The 15,473-nt window shown below is 35.4% G+C and carries 12 protein-coding genes; 8 read left to right on the top strand and 4 right to left on the bottom strand.

Annotation, left to right across the window (positions count from 1 at the left end):
* Positions 1–41: 41 nt before the first annotated feature.
* The 6 genes from ILA26_RS06395 to ILA26_RS06370 all read left to right on the top strand — a co-directional run bounded on the left by ILA26_RS06395 (position 42) and on the right by ILA26_RS06370 (position 9,875).
* A complete protein-coding gene (locus tag ILA26_RS06395) occupies positions 42–3,503 on the top strand; it encodes a C1 family peptidase (RefSeq protein ID WP_292895504.1) in 3,462 nt (1,153 codons plus the stop codon).
* 131 nt (positions 3,504–3,634) lie between these two features.
* Positions 3,635–5,065, top strand: coding sequence for a radical SAM protein (locus tag ILA26_RS06390; RefSeq protein WP_292895502.1), 1,431 nt, complete (start codon positions 3,635–3,637; stop codon positions 5,063–5,065).
* 156 nt (positions 5,066–5,221) lie between these two features.
* Positions 5,222–6,646 carry a GNAT family N-acetyltransferase gene (locus ILA26_RS06385; protein ID WP_292895500.1) on the top strand — a complete coding sequence of 475 codons (1,425 nt, stop codon included), beginning with the start codon at positions 5,222–5,224 and terminating at the stop codon, positions 6,644–6,646.
* A gap of 237 nt (positions 6,647–6,883) precedes the next feature.
* Positions 6,884–8,620, top strand: a complete 1,737-nt coding sequence (locus ILA26_RS06380) for a Na+/H+ antiporter NhaC family protein (protein ID WP_292895498.1) — start codon at positions 6,884–6,886, stop codon at positions 8,618–8,620.
* Positions 8,621–8,697: 77 nt separating this feature from the next.
* Positions 8,698–9,180 (top strand): isoprenylcysteine carboxylmethyltransferase family protein, encoded by a 483-nt coding sequence (locus ILA26_RS06375; protein WP_292895496.1) that lies wholly within the window; start codon positions 8,698–8,700, stop codon positions 9,178–9,180.
* Positions 9,180–9,875, top strand: coding sequence for a class I SAM-dependent methyltransferase (locus ILA26_RS06370; protein ID WP_292895494.1), 696 nt, complete (start codon positions 9,180–9,182; stop codon positions 9,873–9,875). The genes ILA26_RS06375 and ILA26_RS06370 overlap by 1 nt, the downstream gene beginning before the upstream one ends.
* 91 nt (positions 9,876–9,966) lie before the next feature.
* On the opposite strand, the gene ILA26_RS06365 is transcribed toward ILA26_RS06370, so the two are convergent.
* The 4 genes from ILA26_RS06365 to ILA26_RS06350 all read right to left on the bottom strand — a co-directional run bounded on the left by ILA26_RS06365 (position 9,967) and on the right by ILA26_RS06350 (position 13,642).
* A complete protein-coding gene (locus ILA26_RS06365) occupies positions 9,967–10,746 on the bottom strand; it encodes a class I SAM-dependent methyltransferase (RefSeq protein WP_292895491.1) in 780 nt (259 codons plus the stop codon).
* Between the two features lie 81 nt (positions 10,747–10,827).
* Positions 10,828–11,535 carry a PD-(D/E)XK nuclease family protein gene (locus ILA26_RS06360; protein WP_292895489.1) on the bottom strand — a complete coding sequence of 236 codons (708 nt, stop codon included), beginning with the start codon at positions 11,533–11,535 and terminating at the stop codon, positions 10,828–10,830.
* Complete coding sequence (locus ILA26_RS06355) at positions 11,532–12,557, bottom strand: glycosyltransferase family 2 protein (protein WP_292895487.1); 1,026 nt, start codon at positions 12,555–12,557, stop codon at positions 11,532–11,534. The genes ILA26_RS06360 and ILA26_RS06355 overlap by 4 nt, the downstream gene beginning before the upstream one ends.
* Positions 12,557–13,642: a glycosyltransferase family 2 protein gene (locus ILA26_RS06350; RefSeq protein WP_292895485.1), complete on the bottom strand. Its 1,086-nt coding sequence runs from the start codon at positions 13,640–13,642 to the stop codon at positions 12,557–12,559. The genes ILA26_RS06355 and ILA26_RS06350 overlap by 1 nt, the downstream gene beginning before the upstream one ends.
* Positions 13,643–13,737: 95 nt before the next feature.
* On the opposite strand from ILA26_RS06350, the gene ILA26_RS06345 reads away from it, so the two are divergent.
* The gene (locus tag ILA26_RS06345; RefSeq protein ID WP_292895483.1) at positions 13,738–14,280 is read left to right on the top strand and encodes a flavodoxin family protein; all 543 of its coding nucleotides are present in this window, start codon (positions 13,738–13,740) and stop codon (positions 14,278–14,280) included.
* Positions 14,281–14,374: 94 nt separating this feature from the next.
* Entirely contained in the window at positions 14,375–15,334 is a 960-nt protein-coding gene (locus ILA26_RS06340) for an alpha/beta hydrolase (protein WP_292895481.1), read from the top strand.
* Positions 15,335–15,473 lie beyond the last annotated feature (139 nt).

Here is a 15,473-nt window from a genome sequence, read left to right as displayed (position 1 = left end):
GATTTTTAATCTCTATTTCTTTTTTTATTTTTTTTGGAGGAATGAAATTGGTTAAATATCATGAAATATTGTTGATTGCTGTATTGCTTGTGATATTTCTTGTTCCGTCAAGTTATGCGGCAGATAACCAGACAAGTGATATAATTGAAATTGAAGATTATCAAGCGACAATTTCTATAGGTGATGAAGATATTTTGGCTGCGAACAACGACTATTACTTTAACTCATCACTTGAAAACGATGATGGTGATGGATCTTCTCAAAATCCATATAAATATTTAACTGCAGATAGAATTAAGGGAAATTGTAATATTTATTTATCTGATGGTGAATATGCATTGGATGATTCAAAATCAATCGAAAAAGTTAACATTATCGGATCCAACCCTACAAAAACCATTCTTAAATACGATGGTGTTGGATTTAAGGTAAATTCATTCTTATCATTAACTAATGTAACATTGACAGACATGTCAATAACTAATTATGGAAGCCTTGACGCTACAAACGTCATTTTTAATTGCGGTTATGGCAGTAAGGCAGATAGTTACGGAAACAATTATGGTGGTGCAATATATACGTCCGATGAAAACACCAATTCCAAGGTAACTATCATAAATTGTACATTCAACGAAGGATATGCCGTTTATGGCGGTGCGATTTACATGGGTGCAGGTTATTTGAGCGTAACTGATTCTGATTTTATCAATAACTATGCATATAACTATGGAGGTGCTATCGCCTGTGAAAACATGTTGAATGTAACAATTTCAAAATCAAGATTTATTAAGGATTATTCCATTGAAGATGCGGGAGGTGCAATATATATAAAATCCTCTCCTCTCACAATAAATAACTGTGATTTTATAAACTGTTCCTCAACATTTGGGGGAGCTATTACAACTCTTAATGGGGATGTGAGATTAAATCGTATTAATGCTTTCAATAATTCCGCAAAATGGGATGGTGGAGCTGTTTATCATATGTACGGCAAGTTCTATTCCACATATGGAAATTACAATAACAATTCCGCTAGAAATGGTGGAGCATTGTATATCGATAACTCTTCAGACTTATTGCTTATATCCAACATATTTGAAAGCAATAATGCAAATGTTCAGGCAGGAGCAATATTTTCCATTTTAAACAACCTGCACATGTCCTTAACTGGAAATACATACAGGAATAATAAAGCCCCACTGAATAACGATTATTTGGATACCTCAGACCTGAACACCAATATTGGAAATGGAAATTATACAAATTATATTATGGAAGATGTGGAAATCACTGATATTCCAAGCTATTACAACCTTGTTGAAAATGGATATGGAACAGTGGTGAAAGATCAGCAATCCAGTGGAAATTGTTGGGCATTTACTGCAATGGCGGTTTTAGAGTCCTGCCTTAAAAAAGCAACAGGTAAGGAGTTTGACCTGTCAGAAGAAAACATGAAAAACCTCATTGCATTGTATTCTGATTACGGTTGGAAAATGAATACCAATGAAGGAGGGTATGATTCAATGCCTTTCGGATATTTTGCAAGCTGGATGGGTCCAGTCAATGAGTCCTCAGACATGTTTGATGACAAGTCAGTTTTATCCCCTATTTTAAACAGCATATTGCACATTCAAAATATTTTGCTCTTGAAAAGGGATAATTATACAGACAATGATGCAATAAAAACTGCAATAATGAAATACGGTGCTGTTGGAACTTCCATTTACTTTGACACTTACTACCTTAACAATGGAAAGGACTATTTCACTTGGGCATTGTACCCATCAAACCATGCGGTGACAATTGTCGGATGGAACGACACTTACTCAAGAGAGAACTTCTACTTTGGAAGCTATGCTGCAGGTGACGGTGCATGGATCGTCAAGAACAGCTGGGGGCCTAATTGGGGAGACAATGGATATTTCTACGTTTCCTATTATGATGAATCCTTTGCAAAGCCTGGCGTTGAAGGAATAGCTTACACATTTGTGTTGAATGAGACTGTAAAATACGATAAGAATTATCAATATGACATTGCAGGAAAAACCGATTACCTGCATGACGACAGAACCCAAGTGTGGTACAAGAACAAGTTCACAGCAACCGACAACGAGATATTGTCAGGGGTTTCAACATACTTTGAAAAATTGACCAACTGGACATTTTCAGTTTATGTGAATGGTGTTTTAAAAACAACAAAAAGCGGAATCTCAAATGCAGGATATTACACTTTCCATTTGGATGACATTGTGCCTTTGTATGTTGGTGACATCTTCGAGATTGTATTCAACACCACAAGCGATAAGCTATCAAGCGTTCCAATTTCTGAAATTCAATTACTCAATAAGGCAATATACTTCCCTGAAATATCCTATGTGAGCTATGACGGAGAGTCCTGGCAGGACTTGTTCTATTTGCAAAAGACATATGCACTACATACATACAAGTCTCAGGTTGCATGCATAAAGGCATTCACAGTATTGGCAGATTACAATACAACCACCAAAATCAGCGTCAACAATTCAAGCATTGAAATAATTGTTGTTGACCAATTCAATAATCCAGTTAAAAATGGGAAAGTTTGCGTTAGTTTCAACAATGTCTCCCAAACATTAAAATTAAATGAAGGCAAGGTTGAAGTGCCATTCTCTTTGGTTGACGGAATCTATGACATCAATGTGGATTATCAAGGCAAAAACTATAACTCTTCCCACGGGAGCCATGTGCTTGAAATCTTGTTGGATGTTAAATTGCCTGAAAACGGTGTTTACACATACAATTCAAAATACGGAATTGTCTTGACTGATCAATTCGGCAATCCTATTGCAGGAAAAACCGTGATAGTTGATGTAAACAACAAGCAATATAAATTAAACAGCGGAAAAGATGGTGCGATGGCGTTCAATATTGTTTTGAATGTTGGTAAATATGTCATAAAAGTCATCAATCCTACTGATAATGAAAGCTTTTCTAAAAATATTGAGATTGTTCCACGCTTATCAGACAATAAGAATGTTGTCATGTACTATGGAGCAAACAATGTCTATAAGGTCAGGGTTCATGGCGATTACGGAGATGCTGTCAAGGGGCAATTGATAAAAATTATCATTGGCGGAAAACCATATTCTGCAAAAACAGACAATAACGGTTTTGCAAGCGTTAAATTGAATAAACTTGCAGCTAAAACTTATGCTGTCACTGTCAGCTACAAAGGCTTTAAAGTGTCCAACAAGATACAGGTTAAGCCTACATTGACCGCTAAGAACAAATCAATCAAAAAGGGCAAGACCTTAAAGTTCACTGCAAAGCTTGTTAACTCTAAAGGAATTCCTTTGAAGGGCAAAAAGATAAAATTCAAAATCAAAAACAAGAAATATTCCGCAAAAACAAATAAAAAGGGAATTGCAAAGATTAAGGTTAAAAAGCTAAAATCAGGCAAGTATACAATTAAAACAAGTTATGGCAAAATTAAAATCTCAAATAAAATCACTGTAAGGAAATAAAGATATATTTTATTTCCATTTTTTTTTAATTTTTAAATGCTTATTGTACAAAAATTCAAGTTATTTTCAAAACTTTTATATTATATTAAAGTGTTAATTTTATACTATAATTACAATTTTGTGATGATATAATGAAAGTGACATTCTTAAATCCTCCACAAACAAATTCAAAATATAAATTCTTAGGTGTTGTAGCACCGTCCTTGGGGATAGGTTATATGGCTGCAGTTCTAGAACAGCATGGCATTGATGTTGACGTTTTGGACGCTTCAGCATTGGAATTGACCTATGATGAGATTGGAGAGGAAATCCTAAAAAGAAATCCTGATATTGTCTCCATAAGTGCATTGACTCCTACAATTGGAGTTGCACTTGACTCTGCCGATAAGATCAAGCAGGTTAAACCTGACACCGTTGTGGTGTTGGGAGGTTACCATCCAACTTTTGAATTTGAAAGCGTCTTGGCGGAACCAAGCGTTGATGTTGTTGTTAGAGGAGAAGGAGAATACACATTCCTTGAACTTGTCCAGACAATTGATGATGATGGTGATTTAAGGAATGTTCAAGGATTGGCTTTTCATGATGAAAATGACGGTTCTTTGGTATTGACTCCCGACAGACCAGTCATTGAGGATTTGGATGAGCTTCCTTTCCCGGCATTTCATCTGTTCCCTATGGAAAAATATAGGATTTTAAACATCACAACTAATGTCGCAACAATCATTACGACCAGAGGATGCCCTATGCAGTGTTCATTTTGCTCATCAGCTGCTCTTCATGGCCATAAGCTCAGAAGAAGATCCTATCAAAACGTTGTTGATGAGGTGCAATTGCGCCTTACTGAAGAAAACATCGATACGATTGCATTCATGGATGACACTTTTACACTGAATAAAAGGTTTGTATATGACTTTTGTGCTGAAATCAAAAGAAGGAACCTTAAGTTCTGGTGGGGATGCACTTCCCGTGTGGACACATTGGATGAGGATTTGCTTCAAACCATGAAGGATGCGGGATGTATTACAATTTTCATTGGTGTTGAAAGCGCAGACCAACAAATGCTTGAGAAGATGAACAAGAACATCACAGTTTCAAAGACCGAAAACGCATTCAAGCTAGCACGCAAGGTCGGAATAAGAACAATAGCATCCTGTGTGATAGGCATGCCTGAAGACACTCGTGAAAGCATGAACCAGACCATTGCATTTGTTAAGAAGTTAAATCCAAGCTATGCGTTGTACAGTTTGGCAACCCCTTATCCGGGCACTCGCTTTTACAATGAGACATTCAAGAAAAATCTGATCAATATCAAGGATTGGTCCAAGTACACCCTTCTCAATCCTGTTCTCGAAACCATAGACTGCACAAGCTCTGAACTCAGAAGCATTCAGAAGAATGCTTTTCTTAAATTCTATTTAAGGCCTGGTTATCTTATAAGACAGGTTTCCACAGATGGTTTGGTTCTTTTAAAGACTATTTTTGGTGTTGCAAGGCAAATAATTTCCAAACAGACCAACGGAAATACTGACTATAACAAGACCAATGTGAACAAGGGAAAATAATTAAATTTAGTAATAACTAAATTTTATTCTTATTTTTAGCAATAACTAAATATTTGCTTATTTTTTAGTTAAAACAAAATTTTTAACCGAATAATTTATATATCATCAATTCTTAAATAAGTTTAATTGAAATTAACTGATTTAACTAGGAGTTGTATGAATATTATTGAAAAAGACACCAATGCTCAAAGGGTTTTCCTGAGCGAAAATTCTATTGATGTCGTTGAAATTTTGCAGAATCATTATCCATATATCTGTGATTCCATTAAAAAAGAGGAATTCATCTTAAAATATCATGAATGCAATCTATTTAAGGAACTTGTTTTTGATAATAAGGTGGTTGGTTTCTGCACATATGATTTTTCAAGGGAATTCATCACCGCTGCTTTAAACAATATCTACGTTTTGCCGGAATATCGTGGAAATGGACTTTTCTTATCTGAAATCCTAAAGACTATGGAGGAGCACAACAAGCCAAGCATCATGGAACCTACACGTCTTGTTGTTGAATTGCTGATAAAGTATGGTTTCGCTTCAAAGATCAATGATGATATTGTTGCAAGTGCATTGGAATTTGTTGTTCCGGGCGATCACGTTCTTTCAAACACAGATTATGACAATGAGGAGCTTTCAACACATTTTTATGACTTGAGCGTATGCAGCAGCATCCATATTCTAGATGCGAACAAAAAGCATATTGCATACAGTGCCCCCTTGAACTATGATATAATGCATTATGGATGCTTGAAGGAAATTGACGGTGAGTATATTGATGGCATCATTGAATTTTTTGGTGATAATGATGTTGAGATAATGAATTCCGTTTTGAAGCTTGAGGAAAATCTTCCAATCAAAAACTACACTCTGGAAGAGGTCATTGGAGATGATGATAATTTTTCAGTATACATCGAGTCCCTCATTGATGACGCTCATGTTACCCATAGCAAGGCCTTGGAGATAAAGCAGCAAATTAAAGAGGAATATGGGGCGGGAATGATATTAAATGAGTCATTGATGATTCGTCTTGCATATCTTTTTAATGAAAATCCATTGCCTTCAATAACTTCCCATGAAGAGACATGCCCGTATTGCAATATGCCAATCGATGACCATGACAGGTTCTGTCATTTCTGTGGCATTAATTTGGAATATGATCCAAACAAGATGGAAGAGTACTTGTTTAATTCACTCAATACACATAAAAGTGAATTTGAGGAGGATATTCGATTCGTTGCTTATAAGTTCTTAAAGCTCATTGAAGAAAAGATTGAATTGGAATATTCAATATATACCATAGAGAATAATTACAATGTCAATTGGAAAACTTTGAATGTGTTTTTGATGAAAAACAATTACTTTGTTGACAATGATATCACAGATGAGGGTCATGAATTCCTAGACAACCATCCTCTGAACTTTTGGGAAAAGTATCATATGGACATTGTGGACTATACTGATTTTGAAAATTATTTTTATGAGCATGCTGATTTAAATCCAATTGAGATTTGTCTAAATTACTTAAAACAATTTGATGATGATGAGTTTATTTTAGAAATAATGCAGAATATTGAGAATAATTAACATTAGTTCAATTTTAATTATTTTTTTTATATTTTTTTCTAAAATTAAATTTTTTGGAGTGTTTTTTTAACACATGTTCATTTTTTCATCTTATTTTTTGAAAATAGTTAATATTTGAACTCAAAATTAAATTATAATCTTTTTATATTATTAAAATCAATATTAATGTGTACATGATAAGTTTTTCTGACTTATAATGAAAATTTAATATGTATAGGAAATATGGGTTGATAATAAATGAATGAAAAAATGAGATTAGGTTTAATTGCAGCTGTTTCAATTATACTCCTTTTTGTTTTATCATTATGGATTTCAACAACACCAGCAGACGCTGATAATTCCGTAAGATTCGGTATCTTGACTTTATTACCTCCTCTTGTTGCTATCGCTTTAGCATTCATAACAAAAGAGACTATATTGTCATTATTTATCGGTGTTTTTGTTGGGGAATTCATGTTATGTGCAAATGATTTAAACATTATTTCCACTATTATCAATGCATTCTTGAACTTAGGTGCTCAAGTCATCTCCTGTATGGCTGACCCTTGGAATGCAGGTATTATTCTTCAATGTTTACTCATTGGAGGTATTATCCAATTAGTAACAAAAATGGGTGGAGCAAAAGCTCTTGCGGATGCATTCGCTAAAAGAGCAGACACTCCAAGAAAGGCTCAATTATTTACTTGGGTTTTAGGATTATGTGTATTTTTCGACGATTATGCAAACTCCTTGATTGTTGGTCCTATCATGAGACCAGTTATGGACAAACTTAAAGTATCTAGAGAAAAATTAGCGTTTGTAGTAGACGCAACTGCAGCTCCTGTAGCGGGAATTGCAATCATTTCAACTTGGATTGGATTAGAAATCAGTTTGATTGCGGCTGGTTTCCAATCAGTCGGCGTAACCAATGTAACTGGATTCGGTATTTTCTTACAAACCATTCCATACAGATTCTACAATATATTTATCTTAATATTCATTGTAATTTCTGCACTTACATTATACGAATTTGGTCCAATGAAAAAAGCAGAACAAGCAGCACGTGCTAGAAAAGAAGATGAAGAAATCATTGTTCCATCAGCACCAGGTTTTGATGAAGTTCAACCTGTTGAAGGAATCAAATTATCCGTTTGGAATGCTATCATTCCTATTGGAACATTGATTATTGGTGCATTAATTGCATTCTACTGGAGTGGATACACTACTATCTTAGGTGGAGAAGATCAAGCATTAATCACTTTAATGAAAACTTCCCCATTGTCATTTGACGGTATCTTCCAGGCATTATCTCAATCCGATGCTTCTGTAGCATTGTTCCAAGCAGCGCTCCTTGCTTCCATTGTAGCAATAGTAATGGCAGTCGGTGAACAAATCTTAACCATTGAAGATGCAATATCTGAATGGATTGGAGGTATGAAAACCATTGTTATTACCGGTGTAATCTTACTTCTCGCTTGGTCCTTAGGTGGAGTTATCGGTGAAGTAGGTACTGCTGACTATTTGGTAGGTGTTTTAAGTAGCACTATCCCTGCATGGATTGTTCCAGCTTTAATCTTTGTTTTAGGTGCTTTGATTTCATTTGCGACAGGTACTGCATACGGTACCATGAGTATCTTGATGCCATTGGCTATTCCTTTAGCTTGGGCAGTAAGTACTGGTGACATGAACTTTACAATCGTTTGTACAAGTGGTGTATTGACTGGAGCTATTTTCGGAGACCACTGTTCTCCAATTTCAGATACAACCATTCTCTCATCCATGGGTACAAGTTGTAACCACATTGATCACGTTCAAACACAAATCTACTATGCTATATTTGTTGCATGTGTAGCAATATTCATCGGATACATCCCAGCAGGATTAGGAGTCCCATGGTTCATCTGTATCCCTGTAGGTATTGTTGTAATGTTCATAGGACTTAGAATATTAGGTGAAAAAGTCGATTTTGAAGAAGTTGAGGAAGCCTCCTCATAATCTTCATTATTTTTTTTAATTTTTAAAATATTTAGGCATACCTAAATTTATATACTATTTTTGATAAATCATTAAGTATGGAAAAGGATACTCACTTGCCGCTTTATGGCGTTGGACCGTTTCTGGTGGCGCCTGTAATAATCACTGCAATAATCGGATTGATATTAACTTTTTATGGGTTTATTCCTAAATATGAAATAATATCTTTAAATTGGCTATTAACAATTTTAGGAATCCTTATTGTAATATATGGAATATTCTTTTGGATTTCCGCGGTAAAATCAGACATTGATGACAACATAAAGGAAAATAAACTCATGACAACAGGAATATACGGGTTAGTAAGGCATCCCATTTATGCGGCATTCCTGCACATTTCAATCGGTTTGATTTTGATATCAAACAATGTCCATCTGTTTTTTCTGCCAATAATCTATTGGATATTTTTGTCAATGATGTTGAAAAGAACTGAAGAAAAGTGGCTGGTCGATTTGTACGGTGAGGATTACATTAATTATTCAAAGGAAGTCAACCGATTCTTCCCGAAGCTGGTGAAATAATGGGATTTTTTGACAACATGAGAAAACCGAAAGGAAAACTAGGAAACCTGCAATTGAAATCAATGAACAAGGAACACACTCCAGTGTCACTATGGGGATTGAAGCATTTGGACATCAAGCCGGATGATGTTATACTTGATGTCGGATGTGGCGGTGGAATAAATATCAACAGGATGAGTAAAAAGGCCAAAAAGGTCTATGGTGTTGATTACAGTATAGAAAGCGTTAAACTTTCACGCGAAGTCAATATGCAAGAGATATACGACGGCAAGGTGGAAGTCGTTAAGGGTGATGTTCAAGATCTTCCTTTTGATGATGAGTCATTTGACATAGTCACTGCATTCGAGACAGTCTATTTCTGGCCAAACATTGAAAAATGCTTCGGTGAAGTGAAAAGAGTTTTAAAGCCTGGAGGTATATTTCTAATAGGATTGGAATCCAACGGGTCAGATAACATGATTATGAAACTATCTGAAAAATTCATTGACATGATAGTATATAATGATGAGGAAATTGAAGGATTTCTTAAAAACAACGATTATTCCAAAATCACTGTGTATCTGAGGGATGGAAAAAATAAGGAAGAGGTTGTAAAAGAGAGTGGAGGGCAAACTCGAAGGATTTCGGATGATTATGATCATGTGTCACTTTCGGACAAGTTCGTCCAATGGATGACGGTTGTTGCTGAGAAGTGAATTTTCTTAATTAAACTTTAAAAATAGGATGAAGAAGGTCATTAAATTCCGGCCTTCTTCATTAAAAATTAACTTTTTTTATATTATTCAATTATTTTTCAAGGACAGCTATGTAGTCCATCTGTTTTCTTAGATATGGAAGCCATGTAATGATTCTTAGGTATGGCCTGTAGACATTGACTCCTTCAAACAGGCTAACGTCCCTAATCCATTTGAAGTTAGGGTTAAGGTTGGTCAATTCATGGCCCTTTTCAACGCCCCAAATGAATTTGGCATCAGTGTCTTCCACAGATTCCTCTTTTACGCTGTTGACTGATACTGGGGGCATGATTTCCATAAACACTGTGCAGCTGTTGAAATTTCTATCGATAATGTTTAGTATGTCGACAACATCATTCTGGTTCAGATACATGGTGATTCCCTCAAGAATTATCAGGACATCATTTCTTATCTTAATCTCATCTGCCCAGTCAGGGTCCATGGCGGAGTAGGCCAATGTTTTAACCCTTTCGTCATCTTCGATGTATTTCAACCTGTATTTTACTGAATTTTCCAAATCGACATTGTACCAGTTTATCAATCCGTTGTCAAGCCTGTTGAAGCTGGTGTCCATGCCAGAAGCAAGGTTGACTATTGTGCATTCCGGGTGGCTTTTGATGTAGTCGCTTACCATCCGGTCTAATACGATTGTTCTTCCGATGGTTCCCATCTGCATAAGTTTGTCCTTTTCGGCTATTGAGAAATCGTAATCAACTTTAGAAATTACTTCAATAGCTTTTGAGTCATAAAATACGTGATTTTTTTGTTGGGAGTGTTTTGCCTTTGCAAATAATGTCAAAAGCATTGTTTTTTCTACACCTTCTAAATTCATAAGTATTCCTCCTAATTATTTTTTGGTATATATTTTATAGTTGGAGGGTATACTATATAAATTTTTAGGTATACCTAAATTTTAGTAGTATTCACAGATATTTTTATAAGTGCAATATCTGCATAAAAATTGTGGTTTCGCTTCAAAATTACCTTTATTGACTTCATTTCTCACTTTGTAGAAAGTGTCAATTGCCTCATCAATTTCTCTTGTGTGTAAAAACTTACGCTTGTTTTCCTCATCACACACATCAAGAAGCCTTAAACGACCATTTTTTGTGAAGAAAACTCCCACAGTTGACACGTTTTTCTCATAAACGTTTTCAACAAGCAGCTTGTAGTAGCATAGCTCACGACGATATTTAGAAAAAGAGTTTGAGTTTCCGGTCTTGTAGTCAATAACAACCAAATCGCCGTTTTCATCCTCAAGGATTATGTCGCAGATGCCTGAAAAGCGATGTTCCTCGTCAATGAGATACTCTTCCTGGCTGTAAAGCTTATAGTCATTTTCAATAAACATCTCCCTGAAAAATGACCCCAAATTTTCAATGTGGTTGGTCAGGTCATAGCCAAAATCCAACTCATAGGCAATTCTGACAAGCTCATTGTCTATATCCACATCGTCTAAGTCATCACCGAACTCTTCTGAAAACTTTTCGGCTATTAGGTGAACGTCACTTCCCAAAGCCATGTATTTGTTCGGCTCTGATTCAATTTCATCTATATACTGGAATTTAAACTCCATTGGGCATTTCAAGTAAGAATTAATTTTTGATTTTGATAGCTTCATAATATTTTGTCCATTAGTCTTTTAATTTTCCTTTCTTTATTGTAGCTTTCAACACATGACTCAAATTTGTTTGCGTTTTTGGATTTTATGGCACACTTAAACATGTGTTTGTATTTTGGATTTAATTTATCTTTAAAGTAATCATCATTTTCCCATTTGTCCTTGCTTTCAAGGTAGTCTTTCTTGATTTTTTCAAATAACTCCTCTTTTTGGGATGAATCGGCATTCTTGAATATGTTATAGATATTGTTGAATATCCTGTAATATAACTCTTTTTTATGCTTTTCATGATTGAATCGGACGCATAAATCAATCAGCAAATTGGAAATTTCTATTGTGTCAAGAGATTTCACTGTAATTGGGGTTGTAGTTGAGTCTTCTCTTTTGCGTCGATTATATAAGAATTTATCATAGAAATAAACTTTTTCAGCCTTAAAAAGTGCATGTGTGAAAAATACATTGTCTTCAAATAGCAGTCCTTCAGGAAACCTTATGTCTTTAATCAGCTCTCTTTTAAAAAAGCATCCTGGTGGACAAACGCAAAGGTCAAGTGCAATCTTGGATATGTCTTCATAACAGAAGGTATTTTCTCCAACGGCCGCTTTCAGATATGGCATATTGTAGTAATCATCATCAATGATCTCTTTTGTTTTGTCATTGAAGTTACTAATCTGGAATATGATAAAGTCAGTGCCTTTTCGAATGCTCAGGTCATGTAATTCCTCAAGGGCAGTCAACTCAAGATAGTCATCGCCATCTATGAAATACACATACTTTCCTGCTGCATATTCCAATGCTTTGTTTCGTGCAGCTCCTGCACCCTGATTTTCCTGTTCGATTATTCTAATTCGGGAGTCACGATTGGAGTGTTCTTTCAGTATTTCTAGGGATTTGTCTGTTGAGCCGTCGTCAATGCAGATTATTTCAATGTCTTCAAATGTCTGATTGGAAATGCTTTCAAGACATTCGCTGAGATAATCTTCTATATTATAAACCGGAAGGATAACAGATATTTCAACCATTAAAACGGACTCCATTTTTTTAGTTTAGATTTAACATTGTCATTTTTCAGACTGGCTATTTCATCTTTATAATGTGTATTTTCTTTTTTAAGTTTTTTAAATTTATTTTCAAGATGATATTTTTCCATTGACAGGTCAAATGCCTCAGGTGACTCGTAGCGTGTGATGTTTTCAAACAGTGCTTTTGAGAACTCATCAATCTTTTCGAAATCAATGTCTTTTTCATATTCTCCCTTTTTAGATTCGAAATCCCTTTTCATTTCATTGAAAAAATACTCCTTGTTTTCAATGTTTATTTGACTGTAGCGATAGTGGCATCCGTTGATTTTGGAGACAAATAGGCTTTCCTTAAATTCATCGTACAATCCTTTCTCTTTCAATAGGGCTTCAATCTTATTGAATACAATTATTATGTCACTATGCCTTTCATTGGAGGATGAAATGATGGAATCATCTCTGATTCTTTTATAGTATAGGCATTTGTCGTAAAAATAAATTCTTTTTGCATCAAAGATGTAATTGATGAAGAAAATGTTGTCCTCAAATATCACGCTTTCATCAAATAGGACATTCACTATCAATTCTCTTTTAAAGAATTTGGTATAAACGGTCACATCAACCCTGAACAGATCATCCTTAAAGTCATTGTAGGTCAAAATGCTGTTTTTGTTTAAAAAGGGCATGTTTGAATAATCATGGTCCATCTCATTTGTCTTTTCATCGAAATTGACCAGTTTAAATATTAGCAAATCAAGGTTTTTGTCTTTTGCCATGCCATGCATTTCACTCAATGCGTTTTTCTCAAGATAATCGTCGCTGTCAGCAAAATAAATATAGTTTCCAGAGGCATGGCTCAATCCTTTGTTTTTTGCAGCTCCAACTCCTTTATTTTCCTGGAAAAATAGTTTCACACGTGAATCAAGTCTTTCATATTCCTTTAAAATGTTTGGCGTGTTGTCTGTTGAACCGTCATCTACACAGATTACCTCAATGTCATTAAAGCTTTGAGTGATGATGCTGTCCAAGCATTCATTCAGATATTTTTCAACATTGTAACATGTAATGATAACGGAAATTTCGACCATAAATGCACCTTTTTAAAGACTTACGACAATAATTATTTTAATGTTTAATGTATATATTATTAATTGCAATTAATTTAATTGGAGAGTAGAAAAGAATGAAAATTATAGCACTTCAAGCAAGTCCACGTAAAGGTGGAAACTGTGACGTATTAATGGATGAAATGATTAAGGGAATTGAGGAAAACGGTGGAGAAGTAGTCAAATACTTCCTTGAAAACTGTGACATTGCAGCATGTAAGGCATGCATGTACTGTGCTGAACACCCTGAATGCGTAAGGGCTGACGATGGTAATGAAATCATCGACGCTTTGGTTGAAGCTGACGGCGTTATATTTGCAACCCCAATCTACTACGGTCAAATGACCGCTCAAGGTAAAACAATCATTGACAGGTTCTATGCAATCGGTCAAAACCCAGATAAGAGCTTATCTGGAAAAGCTGCATTGATTTTTACTGAAAACCAACCTGAAGGAACCTACGAGCAATACATCGAGCTCACCAAATTCTCACCATTCACATTCATGGGATATGAAGTGATTGGTCATGTAGATGCCGGTTCAGCAGGTCCTGCAGGTATCGTAGCTGAAGAGCAAGAGGACAAATTGAAAGAAGCATACGAATTAGGTTTAAAATTCTAAACCTATTTTCACTATTTTTTTTAAAATATCAATTGTTGATAATTACAACATTTATATAATATCGTTTCCATAATAATTAAACAAGTGATTTATTATGAAGTGCGAAAAACTAGTTTTATGTGAAGAATGGGATAAGGTTTTTCCAAAATCCGACAAGGTTCATCATGAAAAGGTGACATTTGTAAACAGATACGGAATAACTCTTGCTGCAGACTTGTACAAGCCATTGGATGTGGAAGGAAAATTGCCTGCAATTGCATGTTGTGGTCCGTTTGGAGCTGTAAAGGAACAAGTTTCAGGATTGTATGCACAAACATTGGCTGAAATGGGATTTTTAACAATAGCTTTTGACCCTTCATTTACAGGTGAAAGTGGAGGACAACCAAGATTCATGGCATCACCAGACATCAACACAGAGGATTTCCAGGCTGCAGTCGACTTTTTGGCAACAAACGACGATGTCGATGCAGAAAGAATCGGTATCTGCGGTGTGTGCGGATGGGGAGGAATGGCCTTAAATGCAGCAAGCATTGACACCCGTATCAAGGCAACTGTAACCTCCACAATGTACAACATGACACGTATCAACGCAAAAGGATATTATGATGCAGATGACAATGCAGATGCAAGATATGAGATGAAGGTCGCACTCAACAACCAAAGAACCGAAGACTATAAAAACGGAGAGTATGCAAGAGCAGGAGGAGTTATTAAGGAATTGACAGATGACTTGCCTCAATTTGTCGTTGACTATCATAACTTTTACATTAAGGAATTAGGTTATCATCCAAGATCTCCTGGATCAAACGACGGATGGAACGTGACTGGATGCATGTCATTCATTTCCCAACCTATTATTGCATATTCCGATGAAATCCGCTCTGCAGTGCTTATGATTCACGGTGAAAACGCTCATTCTCGCTATTTCACAGAGGATGAGTTCAAAAAATTGACTGGAGACAACAAGGAACTTGTGATAGTTCCTGATGCGGTCCACACTGACTTGTACTACAAGACAGACGTGATTCCTTTCGATAAGATTGCTGAATTTTAGAGTCTGTAAAATTTCATAGGCTTCTTTCAAATTTTATTTTTTTACACTTGAAATTTCACTTCGATGAAAATTCGTTCTAATTTTTCTTTAATTTCAAAATAAACAATTAAAAAATAGTAAATTACTTAAATAAGTGAGG

This window comes from Methanobrevibacter sp., assembly GCF_017940815.1.
Classification (GTDB): domain Archaea; phylum Methanobacteriota; class Methanobacteria; order Methanobacteriales; family Methanobacteriaceae; genus Methanocatella.
This window is presented reverse-complemented; position numbering and strand designations above follow the sequence as displayed.

Coding starts and splice junctions, on each gene's coding strand:
- ILA26_RS06390 (WP_292895502.1), top strand. CDS start 3,635: ATGAAAGTGACATTCTTAAATCCTCCACAAACAAATTCAAAATATAAA.
- ILA26_RS06340 (WP_292895481.1), top strand. CDS start 14,375: ATGAAGTGCGAAAAACTAGTTTTATGTGAAGAATGGGATAAGGTTTTT.
- ILA26_RS06345 (WP_292895483.1), top strand. CDS start 13,738: ATGAAAATTATAGCACTTCAAGCAAGTCCACGTAAAGGTGGAAACTGT.
- ILA26_RS06395 (WP_292895504.1), top strand. CDS start 42: ATGAAATTGGTTAAATATCATGAAATATTGTTGATTGCTGTATTGCTT.
- ILA26_RS06370 (WP_292895494.1), top strand. CDS start 9,180: ATGGGATTTTTTGACAACATGAGAAAACCGAAAGGAAAACTAGGAAAC.
- ILA26_RS06385 (WP_292895500.1), top strand. CDS start 5,222: ATGAATATTATTGAAAAAGACACCAATGCTCAAAGGGTTTTCCTGAGC.
- ILA26_RS06355 (WP_292895487.1), bottom strand. CDS start 12,557: ATGGTTGAAATATCTGTTATCCTTCCGGTTTATAATATAGAAGATTAT.
- ILA26_RS06360 (WP_292895489.1), bottom strand. CDS start 11,535: ATGAAGCTATCAAAATCAAAAATTAATTCTTACTTGAAATGCCCAATG.
- ILA26_RS06365 (WP_292895491.1), bottom strand. CDS start 10,746: ATGAATTTAGAAGGTGTAGAAAAAACAATGCTTTTGACATTATTTGCA.
- ILA26_RS06380 (WP_292895498.1), top strand. CDS start 6,884: ATGAATGAAAAAATGAGATTAGGTTTAATTGCAGCTGTTTCAATTATA.
- ILA26_RS06350 (WP_292895485.1), bottom strand. CDS start 13,642: ATGGTCGAAATTTCCGTTATCATTACATGTTACAATGTTGAAAAATAT.
- ILA26_RS06375 (WP_292895496.1), top strand. CDS start 8,698: ATGGAAAAGGATACTCACTTGCCGCTTTATGGCGTTGGACCGTTTCTG.